The 25277-nt window shown below is 29.8% G+C and carries 20 protein-coding genes; 3 read left to right on the forward strand and 17 right to left on the reverse strand.

Annotated features, from left to right (window positions below):
• Positions 1–274: 274 nt before the first annotated feature.
• The 8 genes from BUA92_RS02580 to BUA92_RS02615 all read right to left on the reverse strand — a co-directional run bounded on the left by BUA92_RS02580 (position 275) and on the right by BUA92_RS02615 (position 6910).
• Positions 275–703, reverse strand: coding sequence for a MerR family transcriptional regulator (locus BUA92_RS02580; RefSeq protein ID WP_073016407.1), 429 nt, complete (start codon positions 701–703; stop codon positions 275–277).
• Between the two features lie 54 nt (positions 704–757).
• Positions 758–1141, reverse strand: a complete 384-nt coding sequence (locus BUA92_RS02585; RefSeq protein WP_073016408.1) for a hypothetical protein — start codon at positions 1139–1141, stop codon at positions 758–760.
• On the reverse strand, positions 1142–1444 hold the full coding sequence (locus BUA92_RS02590; protein WP_073016410.1) for a DUF2089 family protein: 303 nt from the start codon (positions 1442–1444) through the stop codon (positions 1142–1144).
• A gap of 95 nt (positions 1445–1539) precedes the next feature.
• Positions 1540–1905: a hypothetical protein gene (locus tag BUA92_RS02595; RefSeq protein WP_073016412.1), complete on the reverse strand. Its 366-nt coding sequence runs from the start codon at positions 1903–1905 to the stop codon at positions 1540–1542.
• A 240-nt stretch (positions 1906–2145) separates the two neighbouring features.
• A complete protein-coding gene (locus tag BUA92_RS02600; protein WP_073016414.1) occupies positions 2146–2583 on the reverse strand; it encodes a hypothetical protein in 438 nt (145 codons plus the stop codon).
• Positions 2584–2684: 101 nt separating this feature from the next.
• A complete protein-coding gene (locus BUA92_RS02605; RefSeq protein WP_073016416.1) occupies positions 2685–3665 on the reverse strand; it encodes a serine hydrolase domain-containing protein in 981 nt (326 codons plus the stop codon).
• Positions 3662–5950: an excinuclease ABC subunit UvrA gene (locus BUA92_RS02610; protein WP_073016418.1), complete on the reverse strand. Its 2289-nt coding sequence runs from the start codon at positions 5948–5950 to the stop codon at positions 3662–3664. The genes BUA92_RS02605 and BUA92_RS02610 overlap by 4 nt, the downstream gene beginning before the upstream one ends.
• A 30-nt stretch (positions 5951–5980) precedes the next feature.
• On the reverse strand, positions 5981–6910 hold the full coding sequence (locus BUA92_RS02615; protein ID WP_073016421.1) for an AraC family transcriptional regulator: 930 nt from the start codon (positions 6908–6910) through the stop codon (positions 5981–5983).
• Between the two features lie 182 nt (positions 6911–7092).
• On the opposite strand from BUA92_RS02615, the gene BUA92_RS02620 reads away from it, so the two are divergent.
• Entirely contained in the window at positions 7093–7692 is a 600-nt protein-coding gene (locus BUA92_RS02620; protein ID WP_073016423.1) for an MBL fold metallo-hydrolase, read from the forward strand.
• 258 nt (positions 7693–7950) lie between these two features.
• Here the strand turns inward: BUA92_RS02620 and BUA92_RS02625 are convergent, their stop codons facing one another.
• The gene (locus BUA92_RS02625; protein WP_073016425.1) at positions 7951–8838 is read right to left on the reverse strand and encodes a Cof-type HAD-IIB family hydrolase; all 888 of its coding nucleotides are present in this window, start codon (positions 8836–8838) and stop codon (positions 7951–7953) included.
• A gap of 172 nt (positions 8839–9010) precedes the next feature.
• On the opposite strand from BUA92_RS02625, the gene BUA92_RS02630 reads away from it, so the two are divergent.
• Complete coding sequence (locus tag BUA92_RS02630) at positions 9011–10336, forward strand: DUF4317 domain-containing protein (RefSeq protein WP_073016427.1); 1326 nt, start codon at positions 9011–9013, stop codon at positions 10334–10336.
• A gap of 53 nt (positions 10337–10389) precedes the next feature.
• On the opposite strand, the gene BUA92_RS02635 is transcribed toward BUA92_RS02630, so the two are convergent.
• The 6 genes from BUA92_RS02635 to BUA92_RS02660 all read right to left on the reverse strand — a co-directional run bounded on the left by BUA92_RS02635 (position 10390) and on the right by BUA92_RS02660 (position 21522).
• Positions 10390–15309: a DNA repair ATPase gene (locus BUA92_RS02635; protein ID WP_083553376.1), complete on the reverse strand. Its 4920-nt coding sequence runs from the start codon at positions 15307–15309 to the stop codon at positions 10390–10392.
• An 11-nt stretch (positions 15310–15320) separates the two neighbouring features.
• A complete protein-coding gene (locus BUA92_RS02640; RefSeq protein WP_073016432.1) occupies positions 15321–17375 on the reverse strand; it encodes a flotillin family protein in 2055 nt (684 codons plus the stop codon).
• 5 nt (positions 17376–17380) lie between these two features.
• On the reverse strand, positions 17381–17989 hold the full coding sequence (locus BUA92_RS02645; protein ID WP_073016433.1) for an OB-fold-containig protein: 609 nt from the start codon (positions 17987–17989) through the stop codon (positions 17381–17383).
• A 176-nt stretch (positions 17990–18165) separates the two neighbouring features.
• Positions 18166–18876, reverse strand: coding sequence for a LiaF transmembrane domain-containing protein (locus tag BUA92_RS02650; RefSeq protein WP_073016434.1), 711 nt, complete (start codon positions 18874–18876; stop codon positions 18166–18168).
• A 1-nt stretch (position 18877) separates the two neighbouring features.
• Complete coding sequence (locus BUA92_RS02655; protein WP_073016435.1) at positions 18878–19333, reverse strand: LytTR family DNA-binding domain-containing protein; 456 nt, start codon at positions 19331–19333, stop codon at positions 18878–18880.
• 155 nt (positions 19334–19488) lie between these two features.
• Positions 19489–21522 carry a Na+/H+ antiporter gene (locus tag BUA92_RS02660; protein WP_073016436.1) on the reverse strand — a complete coding sequence of 678 codons (2034 nt, stop codon included), beginning with the start codon at positions 21520–21522 and terminating at the stop codon, positions 19489–19491.
• 248 nt (positions 21523–21770) lie between these two features.
• On the opposite strand from BUA92_RS02660, the gene BUA92_RS02665 reads away from it, so the two are divergent.
• Positions 21771–22490 (forward strand): DsbA family oxidoreductase, encoded by a 720-nt coding sequence (locus BUA92_RS02665; protein WP_073016437.1) that lies wholly within the window; start codon positions 21771–21773, stop codon positions 22488–22490.
• Between the two features lie 47 nt (positions 22491–22537).
• Here BUA92_RS02665 and BUA92_RS02670 read toward each other — a convergent pair whose 3' ends face one another.
• Positions 22538–24481, reverse strand: a complete 1944-nt coding sequence (locus BUA92_RS02670) for an FtsX-like permease family protein (RefSeq protein ID WP_073016438.1) — start codon at positions 24479–24481, stop codon at positions 22538–22540.
• Entirely contained in the window at positions 24474–25241 is a 768-nt protein-coding gene (locus BUA92_RS02675) for an ABC transporter ATP-binding protein (RefSeq protein ID WP_073016439.1), read from the reverse strand. The genes BUA92_RS02670 and BUA92_RS02675 overlap by 8 nt, the downstream gene beginning before the upstream one ends.
• Positions 25242–25277 lie beyond the last annotated feature (36 nt).

A 25277-nucleotide genomic window follows, 5' to 3' on the forward strand; every position in this document is an offset into this window, starting at 1 on the left:
TATAAGTTCACAATTTATAATTATATAGATAATTCTTAAATTCTCTTTAAATAAATGTTATCACTTAGAGATTTATCAAAGTCAAGTACATTATTTATTTAATTCTACTCCATAGAATTTTAAATTATTAAAAACCGTATAAACCCTGTTATCATAATAATTTGTGCAGTAAAGACATGATTTAAATACATAAATTTTTAAACTAACATACTGATATTAAATGCCTAAAAATAGACAAATCACTTAGAGTTATATCTAAGTGATTTACGAAATTTTATTCATGTGTACTAATGTACTTCTTCTTGTTCTCATTCATAAATTTTAGTGCATCATAACCATTCTCTGGATTGGCGATATAAGAATCATAAAAAGCTATTTTTAAATCAACAATATTCAAATTTTTTTTCATATCATCTATCTGTCTAAGTATTTCTTTACGGTGATTAATCATTATCTGCTTTCGTGCTGGAGCTGTTTCTTCTCCCTGCATACATAATTCTATATATTCTTTGATTTCCTTAACTTGCATTCCTGTATTTTTAAGGCAACAGATTAGTTTTATTAAATCAAGATCAACTTCATTAAATTGACGGTTTCCAGTGCTATTTCGTGTAACAAAAGGAAGAAGTCCCTCTTTATCATAAAATCGTATTGTGTGAACAGAAATATCACAAATTTTTGCAACTTCATTAATGGTATACATAGATAAAATCTCCTTATATATATTTGACTCTTTACTAATAAGCTTTTTGAAAATCTACTCCAAGTCTTGAATATTCATCTTTTCTAGTTCAGAGTTCTTTTTTATTTTATCTCTACATACTGCATATATTCCAAGAAATATAGCCGTTGGAATGTTATATAAGAGTAGAATAATCACAGTAGTAAATATTAGTGATGGAACATTAGTTGAACTATTTTCAATAACTTGTTTTGCAATCACTACTCCACTTTCATCAAGGGTATTGATTGTTTCCTTCGTAAAAGATGTGTATACTGCCATATTTAATACACCTAATAAAGAAAATATAAAAAAGATAGTTGGAATTATTAAACCAAACCATTTATTTTTCATTTTTGAAAGGCGAATTTGAAGGTATATTAGACCTACTATAAAAAGAACAAAAACTAAAAATCTCATCTACTTGCACTCCTTTTTTAATTTTTTGTATTCAGAAATTAAAATTTTTGCAGTATCAAAGTCAATCTTATCATTTACAGCTAGTCTTTTTATAAGTGATATATATGGCTCATTTGAGTTTTCTTCACTTATTTGGATTTTTTGAATAAGTTTATCTAATCTTAGCCTAACTGTTGGGTAAGTTACAGAATATTGCTTAGCTACCTCTTTTAATGACCCTGATGATAAGAGAAATTTTTTTATAAAAACAATGTCTTCATCTTCTAAATTTATAATCCATTCTGGTAATGCTTCATTTGCCATTATATCCCTCCTTTAATAATATTAAGTATAACATTTAACATTATTAAAGTAAATAATAATGTTAATCTTTAATAATATTAAAGATTAGCTAGGTCTTAATCCATTTCACCAATTTTATCTTCAATTAACGATTTAGAAATGTGCATCGCTTGGATTGTCTTCTTAAGGCGCTTGTAATGAGAGCTGTCTTCTGTAAATTTTAACTGTGCCTTTTCACATTTGCTAATAATTGAAGATATTGGAGGTAGAGCTCCCATCAACTCTTCTTTTGTATATTTGTCCTTTATATTTTCTTCCATTATTAAAACTTTTGATATGTACAATGCTTTTATTCTGTTTTTAAGTAGAGTATGTTGAGAGGTTCCCTCTGCAAATTTTGGATGCATTTTTTCACAATTACTGATGGTTGAAGATATAACCTGCATAGCTTCTTTTAATTCTTCACCTGTATATTTCTTCATAACTTTTCACCTCAAATTCTTGTCTTTTTTAGCATTCTGATTATAGCATATAACTAAAACCTTGGTACGATATTGGAGTGTTTATTAAATTATCGGCATCAATTATTATACTCACCTTTTAGATAGTACAATTCAAAAAAATCTATACTGCTTATTATAGTAAAATGGTTAATATAGATATAATAAAATAGAAAAAAGAGGAACTCAATTCCTCTTTTAAATCATATGGTATATAACCTTTCATTTATAAAATTCCGATAAATCTAGCTCATTCTTATCATCAATTATTTTGAATGTACCAGAACGACCACCAAATAAATCTATAAAAGCTATATACTCATTATTATATATAGTTAATCCAATCTTTATTCCATTATCCTCATATATAGCTAAATCATAAACCTCATAACTTTTCGTTATCTTATCTTTATACTTTTTTACCTGTAGGTTAGAAAGAGAATCTAATATATCGGATATTTTATCCTTATCTTTAATAACTACTTCCGAAAAATCAGATAAACGGCTTATTTTTATTTTTGTGACCTCAGAATCTAAGTATTTATCCAGAACCTTGTCCTTAAAAAGTCCTTGGTTTACATAGCTACTTATTACTATATAGAGGGTAATTACAAATAGTGAACTTATAGATATTATTTTTAGCCTTTTGAATTTTTTCATAATAGCTCCTTAACTTAAAGCTTTTCAACTATTTTATGGTAATTATATCATATTTGGTATGAATTGTAATTCTCAATCTTGTCGAATTTATATCTAGTTTTTTATGCCTCATTTTCAAACAAGGGTTCTATATACTCTCTTATAAGTTTTATCCTATCTTTAGCTTTTTCCATAGGAAGAGATGCTATAGAAATAACTAGTTTTTTCTTTTCATTTATATAAATAACGTTACCTCCATCTCCAATGGCTGCATAGATATGTTCATTATTATCTATAATCCACCAAAGATATCCATAAGATAGTTTGTCCCAAGTACTATGTTTTATTGTACTTTCATCTACCCACCATTTAGGCACAATTTCACTACCATTCCATAGTCCTTTATCTAGATATAATTGACCTATCTTGGCCATATCCATAGGAGTTAGTGTAAGACCCCAAGCTGCTGTATTTATACCTTGTGGGTCAGTAGCCCATCCACTGATATTTTTATCTTGAAGAAAAGCCATATACTCTTCTTTAGTAGCTAATGTAATATTTTGCTTAACATTAATTTCTAGTGGAGTGAATAAATTTTCTTTTGCAAAATCAAAAACTGATTTTCCTGTTGCTTTTACTAAAATACCTGATAGAATATGAGTTCCTATTATGGCTGAATAGGTAAATTCTTGTGAGGGTTCTTTACCTCCTAATAAATCAAGTGCAGCTTCTATCCAGTTGTCACTCTCAAAAAACTTCTCATAGGGCTCTTTTTTATATTTGTAGGGAGCTGTCATAGTGAGCATATGTCTAATTGTGATATTCTGTATAGCTTTTTCTCCTTCTAGAATTTTATAATAAGGGAAAAAATCCAATACCTTCTGCTCTAAACTTTTTATATGTTTCTTCTCTAAGGCAATACCAATTAATGCAGAAAAAATGCTTTTTGTAACTGATGCTATATGCACTGAATTAGAGGCAGTATATTTATTAAAGTAGTTTTCATATAATAGTTTACCGTTTTTTTGTACAACAATGCCTGCAATATTGTTATAGTTATTACTTATTATCCTTTCAAATTCTATCTTTTTTCTTTGATTCATAGAAGATACCTCCCTGTCTTGGAATTAGGATTGTCTATAAGACTATTTGGTCTACCTTCTGCAATGATTTCTCCGCCCTTGTCTCCTCCTTCTGGGCCAAGTTCAATTATATAATCACAGCTTTTTAAAACTTCTATATTGTGCTCAATTACAATAATCGAATTACCACTTGCAACTAGCTTATCTAATAGTTTTAATAGCAAAGCTGTATCATATAGGCTAAGCCCAGTGGTTGGTTCATCAAGCACATAGAGAATATTTCCTTTTAACTGACGTCCAAGTTCTTTTGCAAGTTTCACTCTCTGTGCCTCGCCACCACTTAAAGAAGAGGATGGTTGACCAAGGGTTAAATAGCCCATTCCAATCTTATTCAATATATTTAGTGGCTTTAGGATACTTTTATGTTCAGCAAATAAGACAATAGCGTCTGTAATACTCATATCTAAAACCTCTGCTATGTTTTTACCTTTATAGAATATAGAAAGACTTTCTTCATTAAACCGTTTGCCTTTACAAGTTTTACAAATCTTATCTACTGAAAAATCAGAGGTTAGAAATATTTTTTCGTAGCCGCTACCTCCACAATCTTCACATGCACCTTTAGAGTTAAAAGAAAAATGTCCAGAACTCATGTTTTTGACTTTTGCTTCCGGTAACTTTGAGAAGATTTCTCGTATTTTATCCCATATACCAATATAAGAAGAAGGTGTTGAGTTGGCATTTCTTCCTATGGGATCTTGAGATATCTTTATAAATCCACTAATTATCTCTGCTCCTTTTATATTATCTTTATGTGAATATTTTTTGAAACTAATAAGACGTTTTAATAGGGATTCTTCTACTAAAGAACTTTTTCCACTTCCAGATAATCCTGCAATTCCAACCATAACATGAAGGGGAAAGGTTACTGTTAAGTCTTTTAAATAGTGGGTATTTACATGTTCTAATATGATAGAATCTTCTTTAGGGAATAGAGTTTTTCTTGTAGTTCGTTTTGGCATTAAAAGCTTCTTAAAAAAATATTGACTTAGAAGGGTGTTCTCTGTTTTGTACTCTTCATAATTACCTTGAAAAACCACACTTCCTCCTTCTATTCCTGCTTTAGGCCCAATCTCTATAATGTGATCCCCATAACTTAAAATATCTTTATCATGCTCAACAACTATTACAGTGTTTCCAATGTCTCTCAGTTTTTTTAGTGATTCAATCACACTTTCTTTCTCTGATGGATGTAAGCCTGCCATTGGTTCATCAAATATATAAATAAGTGAATCCAGATTAGATTCGAGATGAAGGTGAAGATAAATTCGTTGTAACTCACCACCACTTAATGAAGGGATATCTCTATAAAGAGTTAGATGGCCTAAACGAAACTTAATTAAATACTCCAACTTTTTGATAACATCTTTTAAAATCTTATTACCAAACTGAGATAGCTCTCCTTTAGGTATTTCATTTAAGAAATTTAAAAGAGATGATAAGGTCATCTGTCCAAGCTCACCAATTGTTTTTCCATGAATAAAAAATCTTCTGCCTTCTTTACTAATTCTCTCTCCAAGGCATTCTTGGCAAACACACCTTTTGTAGACCTCTTCCACGTCTTCCCCTTTTTCGTATGAGTTTCTTAGCATACGTTCTAAACAATAACTTTGTTTACCATTTTCATAACTTCCATAAATAACTTCTCCTTGAATGTCTTCAGGAAGTTCCCAAAAAGGAGTCTCAAAATACATGCCGTATTTATTCTTAAGAATTCGTAAAAATCCACTTGTTACCTTTAGGTTTTCATACACCTTTAAAAGTGATGTTTTTTTATCAGGAATTAAAGCTTCTAGATTAATATCATAATAAAAACCTCTTCCCTGGCAACTAATACACATTCCATCAGCAGTTGTATAGAGAAATAAGCTTGGAGATAGATGTTCATTATTTTTATCGTAAGCTTTTCCATCACTTGCATAAATTAAAGCTAGCTGATTCAAAATTCTAGTTTTAGAACCAACTGTAGAGCGGATGTTGCTCTGTCTGATACTATTTTGACGTACTGCAACAGTTGGTCCAATACCTTCTATGCTCTGAAACTTGTCGTCATTATCAAGTCCAGATAAAATACCTATGGAGTTTAAATACTGATTTTTGCCTTCTTCAAAAAGGATATCAAATGCGAGACTAGATTTACCTGAACCACTAATTCCTGTGATTATTATTAGTTTTTGTTTAGGAATTGTTAGTTTGAAATTTTTTAGATTATGAATTTTTGCACCGGTAATTTTGATTTCTTTCATATGCTCACCTCAGAATTGATTTTAAGCATGTTAGAAATGAATGGGCTCGATTGGGACGTAGATGTCAACTTTATGGATATGTTTTTCATTATCATATGGCTTGTTTAGATAGACTTCAAAGGGATAAGAATTTCTTGGAACATAACCATTACCTGAAAGCCATTCTTGATACATGTAATTCCAGGCACCACTATATTGTTCCTGCTGCATTTCAAAATGCCCAACTGCATATAGACCACCCTCTAAATTCATTTTCCCTAGGATACCGTCTTCCTTAACCTTAATACTTTCTTTAACTGTAAGGCATATACTTGTGCGAAACTGACTCTCGTCTCCAAATTCAGGATTGTCATGATACATAGCAAGTACTAAACTATTATCATCTAAAACACAATTTTGCTCCTTTGCTTGAAAAAGTAGTCTTTTAATAAGCCCTGCATATTCTTTTTCTAATGTCTCATAAGTTCCTGTATGCCTCACATAAATTACTTGTTTTTCCTCTAAGTCCACTATTGTAACATCTATAGGCACAGTCAATAGATTATCTGCCCACTCACTCTTTGCTGTATTCTTATTGTACTCAGACAATAAAAAAGAATCTTTGCAATTCTTGCTATATTCCTTGCGGTATTCTCTTGGACTTACTCCATAATAATTTTTAAAAGCTCTTGAAAATACAGCTGAATCAGTAAATCCAAGTTCATATGCAATATCAGTCATGTTTTTATCTCTTCTGTGTGCAAGTAAAAAAAGTGAACTCTCCATGCGAAGTCTATTCACGTAATGTGCAAGTGGCTCATGTAAAACACCTTGAAATATCCTACTAAAATGATATTTAGAAAATCCAGCAACATTTGAAAGCGCCTCAATAGACAATGACTTTCCTAAATTGATTTCAATATAATCTTGAACTTTATGAATTCTTCTTATATATTCATCTTTACACCTCTGATAAGACATATGATTACCTCCTGTTTCTATTAATCCAAGTATAACAGAAAAATTTTTTATTGCCGAATGACACTAAAAATCAACACTTCTCTCAAACAATATCATAGGCACTTACAATATGTATAAGCCCTTTACATTTATAAATTATTAGTATTAAAATAAAAACATATAAATAATTAGGAGGTAAACCTATGGCAAAATTATATTACAATGGACATGGTAGCTTTAGACTTATAACATCCCTAAATACTGTGGTATATATTGATCCTTATGCTGGAGAAGGATACGAAGAGCCTGCTGATATAATATTAGTAACCCATCAGCATGGAGATCACAATCAAATAGATAAACCCACTAAAAAATCTGAATATCAAGTAATCATGAACTCAGATTCACTTATAAATGGAGAATATAAAGAGTTTAAGATAAAAGATATAGAGATTAAGGCTGTGCCAGCCTACAACAAAAATCATTCTAAGGAAGAATGTGTTGGTTATCTTGTTAAAACTGATGGAGTTCTTATTTATTTTTCAGGAGATACTTCAAAAATAGTAGAGATGAATGATCTTAAATCCTTAAATATTGATTATGCTTTTTTTCCTTGCGATGGAGTTTATAACATGGATGAAGTTGAAGCTGCTGAATGTGCAAAGATTGTTTCTGCAAGACATTCTATTCCAGTACATTTAAAACCAGGGGCTCTTTATGACAAAGAAAAAGCAAATAACTTTAAAGTTGAAGGTAAGCTTTTAATAGAACCAGGAGAAGAAATACACACCTCTATTCTGTAGAAGCCGAATAGAGGCTTCATTAAAATCATAGATCGCGATATTCTGTAGAAGCCGAACAGCGGCTTCTTTAACTTCATTTTTACTCTGAGAATATAGGAATATAAGAACTTAAGAACCTAAGAGGTTAAGAAGTTATATTCTTATATTCCTAAGAACCTAAGAATATAAGAAGTTTTATTCTTTACCCAAATTATTTTTATGGGTAAAGCAAAGACTGCAACAAACATTTAAGTTTATAGCAGCCTTTTGATTTAAAAATTATTTTATTCTTAATTCCTCGAGCTCATCATTTAGCATCTTTTCAACTGCATATGCAAAACCCTCTTCTTCATTGCTTTTAGTCATATATTTACAAACTTTCTTAATCTGCTCCATAGAATTTTCCATGGCAACAGTAGCTCCAAAGTCCATTGATAACATAGAATAATCATTCATGCTATCTCCTAAAACCATAACTTCATCCATATTATATCCAAGTATCTCTATGTACTCTTTTAGTGCTATTCCTTTTTGAGCATTTATATGTGTAAGCTCTAGGTTAGATGCAAATGATGAAGCAGAAACAATTCCCTCTACATCTGAAAGGGATTTATCTATTTCTAAAATAATAGATTCATCTTGAGAAAAAATAAATATCTTATATATAGAAATATTATCTTTCCTTAAATCCTCTACTGAACTAATACATTTTACGTGATCTAATCTTTGTTTAAATTCTGGAAGTGATTCAATATCTTCTTGACTTCCGTCATAAAAAAAGTGGCGTGCCTCTAAAATTAAGCTTTCTTTCACTTCTTCTTCTGATCCAATAGCATAGTCATATTGATCTGAACAAAATCTTGCTGTTACTGGAAAATCTTTAATTCTATCTAAAATATCTTCGAAGCTAGAATGATCCATTGGAACCTGTTTTAAAACTTTTGACTCTTGATCTCTTACCTCTGCACCACTAGCTACTATATAGTCGCATTTTAAATTATGTTTTTCCAAGGTGCTCATTGTCCCTTTATAATGCCTACCTGTAGAAATAATAAATCTTATATCCTTTTTATATAATTTTTGTATCGCTTCAAGTGAAGCTTTTGAAACTTCATGCTTTTCATTTAATAGAGTTCCATCCATATCTGTTACTACTACTTTAATCATAAAAAAATACCTCTTAATTATATTAATCTCCATTTGAATTTCTATAAACAGTATAGCATAATATTCAACTTTACATAAATAAGCTCTTTAAATTCTATAAAAAAGATTATATACTTAATAATAGAAATAATAATTTACCAATAAATAGAAATTAAAATTAAGGAGTTTATATATGAGAAAAAAAGATGTCCTTGAGTTAAAAAAGCGTTTTAAAAAAGACTACTGTACTTTCACTAAGATGTGCGGATGTTATGTTAATGGAGAAAAAAATGTTCTCTTAAAATTCAGAGAAACCTTTCTAAACCTAGAGGAAGATGAGTATTTTAAGTTTTTAGAAATAGCAAAAAAAGTTTTGTCTGGAACTGTAGGTAATAATATTCTAGAGCTTAATTTCCCAATCAATGAGGAGTTTGTAAATGAAAAACAAATCTCCCTTATGAGGCTTAAAAATAGTAAGCTAAAGGATGATAATATTTTAGATGAATTTTATGACTCTATTATAGACAATTATGATTACACTGGGAATTTTCTAATCCTTATATTCCATGATGCTTATGATGTTATAACTAAAACTAAAGATAACATAAAGATTGATGAGTCAGAAGAAGTTTACGAATATGTTTTATGTGCAATATGCCCTGTATCTCTGTCAGAGCCTGGACTTAGATATTTTGAAGAAGAAAATAAGATCAAAGCACGTATTAGAGATTGGGTGGTTGAAGCCCCTACTAACGGTTTTGTTTTCCCTGCTTTTATTGAACGTAGTACTGATGTTAACTCCATTATGTATTACACGAAAAATCCTAAAGAAACTCATCCTGAGTTAATGGAGCATGCTCTAGGATGTTATAAAAAGCAAACTGCAACCATACAAAAGGAAGCTTTTCAATCTATCATTAAAGACTCTTTACTTGTGGATGAAGATGAGGCTGATAAAATATTTATGGAAGTGCAAGAGAATTTAAACACAATGATTGAGGAATATAATGCAACTTATGAAGACGTGGATCCAGAGCCTATAATATTAAATAAAAAAGATGTTCAAAATCTACTAATTGAAAGCGGAATTCCAGAAGAAGTTACTGTTAAGATTGAAAAATCTTATGAGGAAAGTTTTGGTGAGGATCTTCCTCTTGCTGAAAGTCTTATAGACTCAAAAGCACTTAAGGTAAAGGCTCAACTTAATAAAGAAGAAAGTTTAAAGAAACAGGTACAAGTTCTTCAAAATAAGCTTGAACTTGTCAAGCAAGAAGTTGCCTTAGATAAGGATACTCCTCTATCTACAGAAAGTGATGAAGAAACTGTAACTTTAGAAGAAGCTTCAGCAACGGGTTCTGACGATGAAAAAAATACCTTTAAATATGATGTTATACTTCAAGTAAAACCTGAAAAGATACCTCAAATTAAATCTCAGATAATTGATGGACAAAAATGTATAGTTATTCCAATAAATGAAAATGAACAAACTACAGTAAATGGACAAGATGATTTAATTTAGTTTTAGTATAAAAAAACAGCAGCCTTAATTAAAAAGACTGCTGTTTTTTATATTTAATTATTTATTTTATTTAAAATATCTTTTATAAGGCTTAGATTTTCAGTAAGTCCATTTAATGCTAGTACAGCTTGCCCTATTTTATCATCACCTTTTACTAACTTATTTTTAAGAAAAACAGCTTTAATTTCAGCATAACGTTTTTTCTCTTCTTCGTTTATACATCCAACAAGCTCTTTCCACTTAAGCATATTAGCTTCTGCTCCTGTAGTTAAGGTTTGAGAATCATTTTCATAACTTGCAAGTATTCTATGGAATAACTCATCATCATTCATTGCAGGAATAATCTTTTCTGCTATTTTATTCATATTTCTATATGAACCTTGTAGTTTAAATGCAGGCTCATTTCTATATTCTTCAGCTTGTGCTGCTGAATATATATATTCAAGGTTAACCTTTAATACGATGTCTCTTACCTTAAATAATTTATGAATAAGACTTACATATTCATTCATTTCTTCAACAGAATAGTTGCCTTCTAAAGACACATTTTCTCTCGGTTCTCCCTTAGCCATTTCAACAAATCCATACAAGTCTTTTGAGTTATTATTACTTAACTTAGATAAAATAGGGTTTGAAGTTAATGCATTTTCTATATAACTTAGCTTAAAGGCTTCTTCATTTTCCATAAGCATATCTCCAAGATTATATACATCTGCTCTATTTGAAAGCATATCAGGAATTTTAAACTTCTCTCCACTTTCAGTATATGGATTACCTGCCATTACTACAGCTACCTTTTTACCTCTTAGATTATAAGTTTCGCTAACTCCATTGTAGACACCTTCAATTTTTCTTTGTCCATCGCATAAAGAGATAAACTTTTGTAAAAACTCTGGATTACAATGTTGGATATCATCTACATAGATCATTACATTGTTACCCATCTTTAATGCAATATTAAGTTTATTAAGTTCTTCTCTAGCCCCACTATTATTAGCTTTATCAGGATCTAAGGAAGTCACTTCATGTCCTAAACTAGGACCATTTATTTTAACTAAAATAAGCCCAAGTCTATTTGCAACATACTCCATTAAAGTGGTTTTACCATAACCTGGTGGAGATAATAGTAATAGTAGACCCATTAAATCTGTCCTTTTATTGTCTCCTGAAGCACCAATTTGTTTAGCTAGGTTATCACCTATTAAAGGAAGATAAACCTTGTCAATTAATTGATTTCTAACAAAAGAAGTTAAAACATCAGGTTTATAATCATCAAGATGAATTTTTGCTTTGAAGCCTTTTATAAGGTTCTTTTTAATTTCTTGAAACTCAATAAAATCAATAACTTCTTTAGATTTAAATCCATTTAACTTATCCATAAAGCTCATATAGGATAAAATATAATCTCCATTATTAATTACAGAGTGAGTCCCTATAAGTCCTGATATTTTCACCTTTGAATCTAAATAAATCACTCGGCCAAGTTCAGGTTTGTTTTCTATTAATAATACAATAACTTCTTTTAGCACTCCATTTAGCTCATCACTATTTAATGATTCAAATATTGATAAATTTATATCTTCTTTATTTTTATCATTTAAAACTTCATCTCTATAGGCTATTATACATTCATTTATTAAATAATAAAGACCTTCTAGATCACTCTTGCTGCTTTCTATTGATGATAGAAATTCATTTAAAACATTCTTATCTCTTAAGGATTTAATAAACCCATCATATACATTTTTAGCTTCTTTACTTATTATGAATTCTTCCCCTTTCATTATTTCAAGGCAAAGATATTCTGAAGCTTCATATATGTCTTTTTCTGAAAATAAGGTTATAAGATTGTTTTGTGATTCCATTTTTCCTACTAAATAGGGAATATATTTTTCTAAATTTGGTGAAGAATTAAAATATAAGTTAACCTTAGATAGTTCTTTTAAGCGTTTCCTTAATGTTTCTTTTACCTTTTTATCAGCTAGAAAGTTCCAATACAATCTAGCCAAAGCTCTAGCTTCATATTTATATATTAATAAATCAATTTTTTCATGTAACTCTAATAGTGTTTTTAAGATTTTTGAGGCATCTATATCATGTACACCTTTTGTATATCCCTCTTGATATCTAGGCTCCATAAATTTTTGTACTATTTCAATCAGCTGAGCTTCTGATTTAGTTTCTAGCTTTTTGATAGATTCAAATCTCTTAGCTTTAGCTTCTTCAAATAGTAAATAAGCTAGATACTCTCCTCTATAAACCTTGTCGTTTTCTGACACTACACTTTGATTAAAGACATAATTGTATTTTTCAATAGAAGATAAATTGATTTTCTCCCAGAAATCTGTACCAGTTATATGATAAAATAGTGCATCTTCTTTTTGAACTATGGATAAATCAATAGATTTAGTATTAATTGAAAAATTGTGTCTTCCAAGTTTAATTACATTTTCACCATTAATATAGAGTTCTTGTTTATCCTTTAGCTGGCGAACAGCATCTTCCTTTGTCTTTTTAAGTCTTGATATTATTTCATCTGCTTTTACTGAATCTCCAAGATCATTCAGGTTTGAGATTACATCCCTTACCCTTTCAACCATAATATCAGTAGCAAAATATCCATTAATTTCAGAAACACTTTGGAAACTTTTTAATCTACTACTGAGTCCATTTAAAATACGTTCTGCAGAATCAAAAAGACCAATTATTCTTTTGTTTATCTTATCTAATATAGCTTGTTTTTTACTTTCAAATGCATTGTAAATCTCTTCTCTTTTTTCACTTAATTGTAGTATATAATCATTGAATTCAGAAAACTTACCTTCAAGTTCCTGAATCATAATCATAACTTTATTTAAGTATTCATCACACTTTTCTACAGTATCAGAAATATCTAAATAGTTTACTACGGATTGACTTAAAAGCTTTATTTGAGAATGAAATTGAGAAGTCATTTCATTTTTTGTAAGCTCTTCAATTTTATTATTTAGTCGCGCCTTACCATTATTAATAAGAGAAAATAATGAAGATATCTTCTCTATTATTTCTGTTGTCATTGTTGGGTCTTCTATTTTGAAATTACTAATAATATCTATAAGAAGCTCTAAATCACTTGAAACCCCATTCATTTTCCCTTCAAGTTCTCTACCTTCTTTAGACTTAGTTACCTTAACTATCTCACCTTGTAGCTCTTTAACTTTTTTATCATAAGGTAATAACCCTTCAGGTGCTAATAAAAACTCAACACATTTTGTAGAGAATTCATCATACTTTTCTTTAACATCCTTATCGAGAGAATTTACAACATTAAGGTCTGTGTATCTTAATTCTTTAAGTGTGGCTATTTTCCCTCTAGTATTTCTGATTTCAGCTAAGGCTTGAACATATTCATCAATATTATCGAAGGTTCCATACTTGATATTCTTTAATAATTCTTCTGTTGATTTTTGAGTATCTTCTATCTGCTTTTTAGTAGATGCCTTAATTCTTAATACTTTTTCATATTCACCAATAGCAAAGGTTGCAGATTCTTTTAAGGCTAAAAGAACTTCTTTTAAATTAAAGGTTTCTTCTTTATCTAACCAAAAGTAGGAGTCAATTATCCTTTCGCATTCTTTTACTATATCTACGTAAATACTTTGATAGCCATCTTTTTTATCAACAAGTTTACATACTGAGTTACAATCAGCCATGGCATTTACAATATCTTTATTCCCTATTTTATAGACAATAGAGTCCTTATCTCCTTGGCTTACGTAGTTTTTTCCTACATACGGGGTTTGCCATAGTTGTAGCATGTGATTTTTTCTTGGTTCACTTTCCTGTCTTGCTACTATCATTTCTCCATTATTAAAATGAGAATAACCACTACAAATTATAGGAACATCAATTTTTTGCTCGATTATGTTATAAGAGTAAATTTGATATTCCCCACTATTTGTATTGTAGAAAATGTACTGATAATCTTCTCCATTTGAGGAGGTAATTATTTGATCAAAGACTGAACCTTCAGCTTCTATATCGAATATCTTGTATTCTCCAGTTTGAAGATAATATCCTTTTGGGAATATTACTCCATGGTGTCCTGGAAGAAGAATACAGGTATCTTTAATTGAATCTACTCTGACTACGGTTTTAAGCTTATTATTAAAAATGAAATATCTAAAATCATTTTCTTTGTAAGGTTTAATTTTTAGTATTATAAGTTGATCTAAGTCTACATAATATATTTCAGCGTCATCAAGACTTTGATCCATGTCCTCTACAGGTTCTGAATAAATTCCCTGGCCTGTATCTGTATTATCTTCAATCTTAATTGTTAAGTCCTTTCTTATTGTTTCAACAAAGACCTTGTCCAATATTGAGATATGAGGATATCTACCGTTTCTTTGATCGTCTCTAGTAGCTTTTACAAATTTGAATTCACTTTTGTTTTTAAATTTTACCTCATGGTCACTTCTGCTATCTACATATATAAGTTTATTTCCTTCAATTGCCCATTTAAACACCTTAATATCTGTAGGATTTTTTCCAGTTTGAAAAATCATATAAAAATAAGGATCTATTATGGTGAACTTAGCAAAAAAGGTGTTTTTATAATACTTATATAGCTCATCAAAATCATTTATAAAATCCTGATTATTTATTAAATCAAGAGGCTGTTTTATAAATTTTTTATCAATATATCTATAAATTGAAAAAACATCACTTAGCTCTGTTTTTGATTTAAGACCAATGTGAACATTGTATCCAAAGATAAATAAGTCCTCTACTGGGGCCATATCTCTAGGGACACAATTGTTTTCAGTGATTATCCTTTCACTTCCTAGAAGTTTAGTTTCTATGGAGCCAAAGGTTTCTTTTCTAGCGATATTTAATTTATTAACTCGCTCTTTTAAATCTGCTCCATGATTAATAAGACGATTTTTTATAACCTCATAGGTGCCTTTTTCCATATCTTCGATACTATTCAAAATGCTTCTCCTTATTTACGAGGGATTTCTAAAGTTTTTGCTGGTAGATCAGCTAATCCTGCTTTTTTTACTGTTTCTAACAGCTTTCCTAATCCTGCTTTATCACCATCTCCTGAAGTTGTCATCATCTTATTTATAGCACCTGCAATTGAAAGGTTTTTTATATCCTCTGAAGTTATATTAAATCTATCCATAAAATCACCTAGTTGTTTCTTAAAATACTCAGGATCACCAGTTATAAAGGTTTCCTTAATATCTGTAAGAACTTCACTATTATTTACTAGACGATCATATGATTTACCTTTTGTTACTGAACCTATAATCTGATCAAAGAACATTGTTTCTCCACCCACAATATCAATTTTCGCTGCTTTAAGAGCTTCACTGATAACTGATGCTTGAGCTTCAGCAATTTCTTTTTGAATATTAATATTTGCAAGTTCAATTTCTTTTTCTTTTTCAAGTTTAAGTTTAAATTCTTCATGACCTCTACCAACTTCATCAAGAGCTTTCATGCTGCTAGCTTTTTCTTTAATTCCTTCAGCTTCAGCCATGTATTTCTTCTTCATGATATCAGCTTCTACAGTTCCTTCTTTTTCCTTAACTTCAACCATTGCGCTATCAGCTTTAGCTTGAGCTATAGATTTAGATTCAATAGCTTTTGCCTCAGCAACAGCTTTAGCTTCAATAACCTTAGATTCTGCAATACCAGAAGTTGCTTCCTTTTGAATATTGGCATCTGCAAGTATCTTAATTGCCTCAGCTTCTTTTTGAGATGCTTTATATTTAGCATCAGCATCAATAATAGTTTTTTCTGCCAATCTTTCTGCTGCTTCTTTTGAGGCTTCAGCTGATTTAACTTCTACTATAAGCTTAGATTCTGATTGTTCTTCAGCCTTTTTAATAGCTACAGACTTAACTCTGTTAGCTTCAGCAAGAACCCTAGTATCGTTGATTTTTTCTTCTTCAATAACTGTATCTTTCTCAACAGCAACTCTTTCTCTTATAATTGTTTGAATATTTTTCTTTTCTATTTCTACTTCCTTTTGCTTGTCTATACTTGCAAGTTCCACAAGTTTTTCTTTTTCAGTTCTTTCTAATAATCTATTTTTATCAACTCTTTCGGCTTCAACAGCTTCTGTACTCTCTTTTGACTTCATAGCTATAATAACTTGTCTTTGTTTATTTTGTTCTGCAACTTCTATTTCTTCATCAGACTTAACTCTTGCCATTTCTGATTTATATCTCTCTTCTTGTCTAACTTTTTCAGCTTCTGCTTCTTCTCTTGCAGTTATAATTGCAATCTCTCTTTTTTGTTTAGCTTCAGCCTCTGCATTTTGTTTTTCAAGTTCTAATATAGCTTCTCTAGCAGAGACATCTTGTTTCTTTATAGTTTTTTCCTTATCTCTTTCAATTTGGTTAGCTAATATAAGTTGTTCAGCTGTAAGTTCAGTTATTTTCTTTATACCTTCTGAATCTAGAATATTATCGCTGTTTAATAATTTTATATCAGTCTGCTCAAGATAATCTATAGCCGCATCATCTAAAACATACCCATTTAAATCAGTTCCTATTATTTGAAGAATTTCATTTTTAAAAGTTTCTCTTTCAGTATAAAGCTGAACAAAATCAAACTTTTTACCTACTGTTTTTAAAGCTTCTGAGAATTTTGCATCAAAAAAATCCATTAAAGTTTTTGGATCTGATGCTTTTACACAGCCTAATAGTTGACCTACTTTTAATACATCTTCCCTTGTTTGATTTACTCTAACAAAAAATGCAACTCTTATATCTGCTCTTAAGTTATCTTTGCATATAAGCCCATCTTTACCTTCTCTAGCTATTTCAACTCTCTTAACAGAGATATCCATAATCTCGCTTTTATGTAATATTGGTAATACAAAAATACCGCCAAAGGATACTACAGGCCCCCCAATACCATTTCTTACAACAACCTTTCCTTGATCTACCTTATGATAGAATTTAGAAAACATTGCAAGCAGTCCACCAATAATAATTACTCCAGCACCAATACTAATTAATAAAAGTTGTATTTCATAAGTCATTAATATCACTCCTCAATCTTTATAATGTAATAAATATTTTTATCTTCGTCTTTTCTATAAACATAAGCAATTTCATTTTTAATAAATAGATCATCATCTTTTTCTGCTTTCACATTTATTAATAAAGAAGCGCCATCTCTTTTTATTTCTCCTTGACCTAATCTTCCATCTCCAATGTTGGTTATCAATGTTACTAGTTGTCCAACTACTCCACCATTTGGAGCAATATCTTCATAGTCCTTCTTAAAGAGTTTCTTAAGTGGCTTTGTTATTATCTTAGTAAATAATAAGCTAACTATAAAGATCGGAATTAATATTAAACCATTTATAAAACCTCCTGGTGTTATTGGAAGTCTATATAACATCATTGATAAAATCCAAAATATAAAGGATAAAATACTAAAAAACACCATAAAAGGTATATCTCTTAAATTTAGGAAAACTAATATTCCCTGAAAAACATCTGCATCAACGTCTACATCAAAATCTAGTTCAAATAAATCAAAGTCAAATACGCCAATAATTACAGTTATCCAGTAAAATAAAACTAATCCTAATAGTACTGTAGGTATAATATTTACACCTTTTACAGCATTATTTATTAACTCACTCATTTCCCCTCCCCCCTCATATGTAAATTTTATCATTTTTTAACATTAACGACAATACATAACATCTTATAGACAGGTTCAGTTATTTAAAAATAATGATTCATAAATAAAAAGCAGTTTCTTTAAACTTATTAGTCTAAAGAAACTGCTAATCTAATAATTATTGTTATTCTTATTTTTTAGATATAAATTATCTCTACTCCAGCAAAACTTATATCTCCAACTAAGGTTAAAGTGTTAGTTATTACTTGACCACTTCTATTTTTTTCACTAACATCTCCTAAAAAAGCATTAGTTTTAATATCTACACGCCAAGTCTTAGGTATATACAACTCTACCCCTGAAAAAGATGCATCAATTTTTACTACAGCATTGTCTTTACTCATAACAGCATTATCAAAATATACCTTTAAAGCTCCAAATGAACATTCTAAATCTGCTTGTTCAAATTTATTTGTATTTATATACTTTATACTAGCTCCAAATGAACTCTTAAATGAAACTTTGCCATCATCTTCAACATCAATTTTTTCAAACTTATAATCATCGTGGTGATGTTTGTGGAAGTGTTTATGGTGAATAAATTTAACATGTTTATGGAAAAGCATAGATAAACCTATACTACCAAATAGTGCTGCAATTAACACTGTCCAAGGAGTTATTTGCGTAATTCCTAATTGATTATCATACATTATACAGATAAAGGCAATTGGGAATAAAATGCCTGGAAAGTTTAAACGAATTATACTCTTTCCTATAACAACTACTAAAAAGAATGTCAAAATTAAACTAAAAGGATTCACATCTGGGAAGTAACCAAGCTTGCTTACAATTAAGAAAATACCAGATAGTATAAATATAAATCCCCAAAAAACTCTTTCTTTTTTCATATTATTTCCTCTTTTCTAACAATTTTATTTTTAATGGTTTATAGTAATATCTTGAAACATATACCTGTTTATGGGTGTTTTGAAATTCAACCTTGCTTGAGGATGAAAGACTACGTGTTATGGAGTAAATATGATTTGTGTTTAAAATTGTTGATTTTGAGACTCTCATAAAATACCCTGGCAATATCTCTTCAAGCTCGTAAAGTTTGTACTTAACATTGTATATATTATCAGTGGTATGTGCACAAACAGCACTTTCCTCTGTTTCGAAAAAAAGCACTTTTTCTAAAGCTAGATAATACTCAGTTTCCCCTTTGTAAAAGGTTATGCTTTTCTTAACTACAATTAAATCTCCAAGCACACTTTGAATATTTTTGACTTCCTCAGTAAGCTCATTGCACCTTATTATAATTTCGTTTTCTCTAATTTCATTATCAACTTCAATTCTTATTTTCATATTGCCACTCTCCATGCTTTTATTATATTAAGATGCGTTTTCTTTGTAAATATTGTTTAGGTAAGTGGTAAATTATCCTCTCTAAGTGGTATTATTTTTATTCTAAAAAGTGTATTTAAAAAAGCTCGATATATTAATCAAGCTTTCTAACTGTTTTACTCAACATGCTTATATAAAATTACGCTTTCAATATAGTTTATATATCTTCTTAGTTCTTTTGATTGCTCTCTTGTAATTTCTCCTGATTCATACATCTTACGAATCTCACATCTCTCTAAATCCATAGCCTTAATTCTAAGTTCTTCCTTTTGTTCTAGATCTTCCTCACTGTATTTTACTATTCCTCCATTGAATCTATTAATCATACCCTTATAATCTAAAATCACCTTATGGGTGAACTTAGCTGATTCATCACTTTTCCTGTACGCTTCTAAAGCTTCAATTGCCTTTTCAAAAGCTTTTAGTTGAATATCTTTTACTAATTCTAAACTCTTTCTTTGAGAATCTTTTCTCCTAAATTTATTTCCATAAAAATGCTTTGACCTTCTCATTATCTTTCTCATAAGAAAAATTGTATCTTGACGAGCATTAGTTAAAAGTGCTTCTTCTCTGTAATCAAAAGATCTTTCAAAGGCGTTAAATATATCTTCATCCCATTCACATTCCTCCATTAACTTATATACGTAATTTCGCTCTGCATTTAAAGCTATTAATCTTATTTCAGCCATTTTCTGTTGATTTTCACTAGCACGCATCTCAATTCCTTCATGCTCTGAACTTGGGTTGTAAAAGCTATGTTTATATTCATTTATTAATTCATAAGCAACGTCTTCATTTTTCTCATTTATTTCATCTTCAATAGCTTTAATACTCGCTAATAGTAGTCTATTTTTTGCCTCACTTAAATCATCCTTATTAGCGTTTTTATTTTGTACTAAGTTCTCTTTACATAAAATAGGTAGAAATACTGTAGCTAAAATTAATGTAAAAAGTATTATGCCGGCAGTTAAAAATAGAATTAATGAACGTTCTGGAAAAACCTGTCCATTGTTTAAAAATAGAGGAATTGATAAAACTCCAACCATGGTAACTGTTCCTCTAACACCAGTTAATGTTGTTAATAAAGATATCTTCACATCTGGTTCTTCTGTAGTATTCTCTTTATTTAAATGATATTCATAATAAGTTGATAAATAAGACCAAGCAAAGCGAATTATTAAAATAGCGAGTCCAATAGCTATTACATATCCAAATGCTTTTAAGTTTCCTATATTAGGACTAGATATAATTTCAATCATTGAGGGTGGAATATTTAAACCTAACAAAAGAAATACGCTTCCATTTAGTACAAATAAAATAATACTCCATATGTTTTCAGTAAGAACTTGCTCTTCAGCTATTCTGATTTCTATTTTTTCATTTATAATTGAGTGAAATACCCCAGCAACAACTACTGCAATTACTCCTGAAGCATGAAAAAAATTTTCTGTAACAATGAAAATGCCAAAAGGTGCTAATATCTGTAGTAAAGAGTGAAAAACCACGTCATTTATTCCTTTTTTATGCAAGGTAAATCTTATAATTGTCATGATTAAAGCAAAGATAAGGCCTAAAACTGCACCAGCCAAGAATATATACGAAAAATTCAACACTGCTTCCTTTAGTGAAAAATATCCAGTTAATACAGCAACTATAGCATAATTAAAGGCAACTATACCTGAAGCATCATTTATTAAAGATTCTCCTCTAACAAGATTTAGAACTTCTTCTGGTATATGAATTCGCTTTGCAATTCCATTTACAGCCACAGGATCAGTTGGTGATAAAATAGCAGCTAATGCAAAAGCCCCTGCAAGTGGTATACTCGGTATCATCCAGTGAATAAAGTATCCTCCTCCAACTGTAGTTAAAAGTACTAATACCACTGAATTACCTAATATAGAACGTCTCATTTTCCATAGTTCACCTCTAGGAAATGATTTTCCATCATTATATAAAAGCGGTGCTACAAATAAAAGAAAGAACCATTCCTCCTCTATCTCTATTGAGTTATGTTTAAAAATGAATGAAAGAATTACTCCTAAAGCTATTTGAATCAAAGCTGTAGGAATAGAGGGGATGTAGTGACTGATTATATTTGAAATTAACAAACATACCATAAGTAACAATATTATCATTAATAGATCCATTTTAGATCTCCTTCCTTAGTGTCATCAAAATATATGTTGTTCAACTTTTATACATATAATTCTATATTGTAAATAATAAAAAACTTTAAATATTATTATAAAAAATATAAACTATTTTTAAAATATTTATAAATCTTTCTTTCTAATTAATATTTACTTTCAGTTGATAATTTAAATTCATTGGATTATAATACTCTATACAAAGATTAAAGAAAATTATATTAGTGAACTTTCAAGGAGTGATATATATGAAAATAGAAATATGGTCTGACTTCGTATGTCCATTTTGTTATATTGGAAAAAGAAGACTAGAAGTTGCATTAGATAAATTTGAGCATAAAAATGAGGTTGAGTTAGTTTTTAGAAGCTTTGAACTTGACCCTAATGCTAGAAAAGAATATAAGGAAAGCATTCATGAGCTTATAGCTAATAAATATGGGATTCCAGTAGAACAAGCAAAAGCATCTAATGATCAGCTAATATTGCAGGCAAAAGCTCTTGGTCTAGATTATAATTTTGATGATTTAAAACCAACTAACACTTTTGATGCACACAGATTAGTACATTTTGCAAAAACTTATGGTAAAGATAAAGAGCTTACAGAGAGATTATTAAAAGCATACTTTGTAGATTCTTTAAACTTATCTGACCATAACGTGTTGTCAGAATTAGCTTCTGAAGTTGGTGTTGATGGCGCTAAAGCATTAATGGTTCTAGAATCTGATGAATATACTTCTGAGGTTAGATTAGATGAACAAACAGCTTCTAATATAGGGGTAACTGGTGTTCCTTTCTTCGTATTCAATAATAAGTATGCAGTATCAGGTGCACAACCTCCTGAATTATTTTTAGAAGTGCTTGAAAAGGTAAAAAGTGAAGAACTTTCAGAAACTTCAGCTGAAAGCATAACAACTGATATAGATAGCGCTGATTCTGAAACATGTTCAGATGGCAAATGTAGTATTTAATGTGCAATAAAAAACAGGGTTTAACCCTGTTTTTTTAGCTATAATACTTATTCAACTATTTTATAGTAGGCTCTTGCAGTTAAAGAAAATACTATTCCATAAATTGCAGCAAAAACAAGTATTGTTATTATAGTTGCTACCATAAATAAAGATACATTTCTAAGGTTTAAAACTGCAAGAAGTTTAGTTATCATTGGGAATGCAAATCCAACATGTATTACTGCTGTAACAAGAGGAAGGAAAAATACCATAAGTACTTGACTTCTAATAGTCTTCTTAATTTCAATTTTACTCATTCCAACTTTTTGCATTATTTCAAATCGATTTTTATCATCATATCCTTCTGATATTTGTTTATAGTAAATGATAAGAACTGTTGCCATTAAGAATAGCGATCCTAAGAATATACCTATAAAGAATAAACCACCATATAATGAATAGAAGCTTTCTTTACTTCCAGCAGAACTATCAACATGAACTTGTAAATTATTTTCTTTAAATTTCTCATTAAGTTTATTTGAGAGAATTCCTATATTCTCATCTGATCCAGAAACGTCAAATGCCACATAATATGCGCCATCTCCATTTGCATCCAATACGTTTATGTCATTTACGAATACTACATAAGTATTGATTACGTCATTCATATTAATCTTTAAGGCTTCTATAGGTTTATTAAAAGATTCTTTAATATTGAATATTTTATTTTCTATAGTTATGTTGTTTTTATCAAAATTCTTTACATTTGAATAAACAACAGCTTCATTATCTTTAAGGGTAATATTCTCCCCTTCCAATCTATTGTAGTCAGCAATAGATACAAATTGTAGCAAAGTAACATCTGAACTCAAGCTATCCTTATTGATTAAATCTAACTTCCCATCATTATTTATAGCAGCAAAATATTTATTAAAATAGTTAAATTTACCTGTTGTATCTATACTATTATTTTTTGACTCGCTTATTAATATTTCATCTATCTTTTTAGCTTCTTCTTTTGTAGCTTGTGAAGCTGTTACTATTATATCTCTAGGGAATCTAGTTCTTAAAACATCCTCCATACCTACATATAAAGATACTGTTGTAGAAATCATTACAAGTACACAAGTGCTTAAAATACAAATATTCGCAAGCCCAATAGCATTTTGCTTCATTCTGTACATCATTCCTGAAACAGAAATAAAGTTACTAGTCTTATAATAAAAGTTTTTATTTTTTCTAAGGGTCTTTAACACTGCGATACTTCCTGCTGTAAAAAGTGCATAAGTTCCAACCATAACTAGGATAACTGCAACAAAGAACATTTGTAATGCAGCAAGTGGTGATTCGATTTTTAAAGCGAGACCATAACCAGTACCAAGAGCTATTAATCCAATTACAGTCATAATCCATTTTGTCTTAGGCTCTTTTTCTCCATGTTCTGAACCTCTTAGTAATTCTATAGGTTTTAACACCTTGATTTGAACTAAATTAGATAGCAAAGTTGAAATAAAAATACCTGTAAAAAGTAACAATGTTATTATTATGGATGGTATTGAAATAGTAAAACCAAATGCAACCTCAAATTTGAGAAGTTTTAAAAGTAATAAAAACATAAGTTTATCTAAAATAACTCCAGCAATAAGTCCAACTACTAAGCTAAATATTGAAGTATAGAGAAATTCGAAAAATAGGATTTTGGATATATGCTTTTTCTCAAGACCTAACACATTATATAATCCAATTTCCTTTTTACGCCTTTTGATTAGGAAACTGTTTGTGTAAAAAAGAAATATTGCTGAAAATATTCCTATTACTATACTTCCTAATTTAAGTATTACTTTTAGACTTTCAGATCCAGATACACCGTCTAATCCTTTATTTATTGAGATTTCATGCATTATATAAAACATTGAAATGGTACATATACAGGTTATTATAAAAGGTAGATAGGTTTTACTATTCTTTTTTATATTTATAGCTGCAAGTTTTGGATAAAATAATCTATTCATTCACCACACCTCCAGTTGCAATGACTGTAAGGGTATTTGAAATCTTCTCGAACATCTCCTCATTAGACATTGAACCTTTATAAAGCTGATGAAATACTTCTCCATCTTTAATAAAAAGAACTCTTCCAGCATGGCTTGCCGCCTTTGTACTATGTGTAACCATAAGTATTGTTTGCCCTTCTTTATTGATGTCAGAAAATAACTTCAAAAGATGATCTGTAGCCTTGGAATCAAGTGCCCCTGTTGGTTCATCTGCTAAAATAAGTTGCGGATTCGTAATTAAAGCTCTAGCAACTGCAGCTCTTTGTTTTTGTCCACCAGATACTTCATAGGGGAATTTATTTAATATATCCTTTATGCCTAACTTTTCAGCAATTGGAGTTAATCTTTTCTCCATCTCATCATAGGACTTTCTTGATAAAACAAGTGGCAGAAATATATTATCCTTTAAAGAAAAGGTATCAAGTAAGTTAAAGTCTTGAAATACGAACCCTAAATTTTCCCTACGAAATGCAACTATTTCACTTTCTTTAATAGAAACTACGTTTTTACCTTGAAGTAAAATCTCTCCGCTGGTAGGTTTATCTAATGATGCAAGTATATTAAGTAAAGTGGTTTTTCCAGAGCCAGATTCCCCCATTATAGCAACATATTCACCTTCTTCTACAGAAAATGTTACATTGCTAAGAGCCTGAACTTGGTTACCTCCAAATCTAGTTGTGTATATCTTTTTTAAATTATTTACCTCTAATAATTTCATACATTTTCCTCCAATTAATTAATTTGATTATACATT

The sequence above is a fragment of the Clostridium intestinale DSM 6191 genome (genome assembly GCF_900130055.1).
GTDB lineage: Bacteria > Bacillota > Clostridia > Clostridiales > Clostridiaceae > Clostridium_T > Clostridium_T intestinale.

Coding starts and splice junctions, on each gene's coding strand:
- BUA92_RS02670 (WP_073016438.1), bottom strand. CDS start 24,481: ATGAATAGATTATTTTATCCAAAACTTGCAGCTATAAATATAAAAAAG.
- BUA92_RS02585 (WP_073016408.1), bottom strand. CDS start 1,141: ATGAGATTTTTAGTTTTTGTTCTTTTTATAGTAGGTCTAATATACCTT.
- BUA92_RS02665 (WP_073016437.1), top strand. CDS start 21,771: ATGAAAATAGAAATATGGTCTGACTTCGTATGTCCATTTTGTTATATT.
- BUA92_RS02650 (WP_073016434.1), bottom strand. CDS start 18,876: ATGAAAAAAGAAAGAGTTTTTTGGGGATTTATATTTATACTATCTGGT.
- BUA92_RS02675 (WP_073016439.1), bottom strand. CDS start 25,241: ATGAAATTATTAGAGGTAAATAATTTAAAAAAGATATACACAACTAGA.
- BUA92_RS02610 (WP_073016418.1), bottom strand. CDS start 5,950: ATGAAAGAAATCAAAATTACCGGTGCAAAAATTCATAATCTAAAAAAT.
- BUA92_RS02645 (WP_073016433.1), bottom strand. CDS start 17,989: ATGAGTGAGTTAATAAATAATGCTGTAAAAGGTGTAAATATTATACCT.
- BUA92_RS02655 (WP_073016435.1), bottom strand. CDS start 19,333: ATGAAAATAAGAATTGAAGTTGATAATGAAATTAGAGAAAACGAAATT.
- BUA92_RS02625 (WP_073016425.1), bottom strand. CDS start 8,838: ATGATTAAAGTAGTAGTAACAGATATGGATGGAACTCTATTAAATGAA.
- BUA92_RS02605 (WP_073016416.1), bottom strand. CDS start 3,665: ATGAATCAAAGAAAAAAGATAGAATTTGAAAGGATAATAAGTAATAAC.
- BUA92_RS02615 (WP_073016421.1), bottom strand. CDS start 6,910: ATGTCTTATCAGAGGTGTAAAGATGAATATATAAGAAGAATTCATAAA.
- BUA92_RS02595 (WP_073016412.1), bottom strand. CDS start 1,905: ATGAAGAAATATACAGGTGAAGAATTAAAAGAAGCTATGCAGGTTATA.
- BUA92_RS02640 (WP_073016432.1), bottom strand. CDS start 17,375: ATGACTTATGAAATACAACTTTTATTAATTAGTATTGGTGCTGGAGTA.
- BUA92_RS02660 (WP_073016436.1), bottom strand. CDS start 21,522: ATGGATCTATTAATGATAATATTGTTACTTATGGTATGTTTGTTAATT.
- BUA92_RS02620 (WP_073016423.1), top strand. CDS start 7,093: ATGGCAAAATTATATTACAATGGACATGGTAGCTTTAGACTTATAACA.
- BUA92_RS02630 (WP_073016427.1), top strand. CDS start 9,011: ATGAGAAAAAAAGATGTCCTTGAGTTAAAAAAGCGTTTTAAAAAAGAC.
- BUA92_RS02600 (WP_073016414.1), bottom strand. CDS start 2,583: ATGAAAAAATTCAAAAGGCTAAAAATAATATCTATAAGTTCACTATTT.
- BUA92_RS02580 (WP_073016407.1), bottom strand. CDS start 703: ATGTATACCATTAATGAAGTTGCAAAAATTTGTGATATTTCTGTTCAC.
- BUA92_RS02590 (WP_073016410.1), bottom strand. CDS start 1,444: ATGGCAAATGAAGCATTACCAGAATGGATTATAAATTTAGAAGATGAA.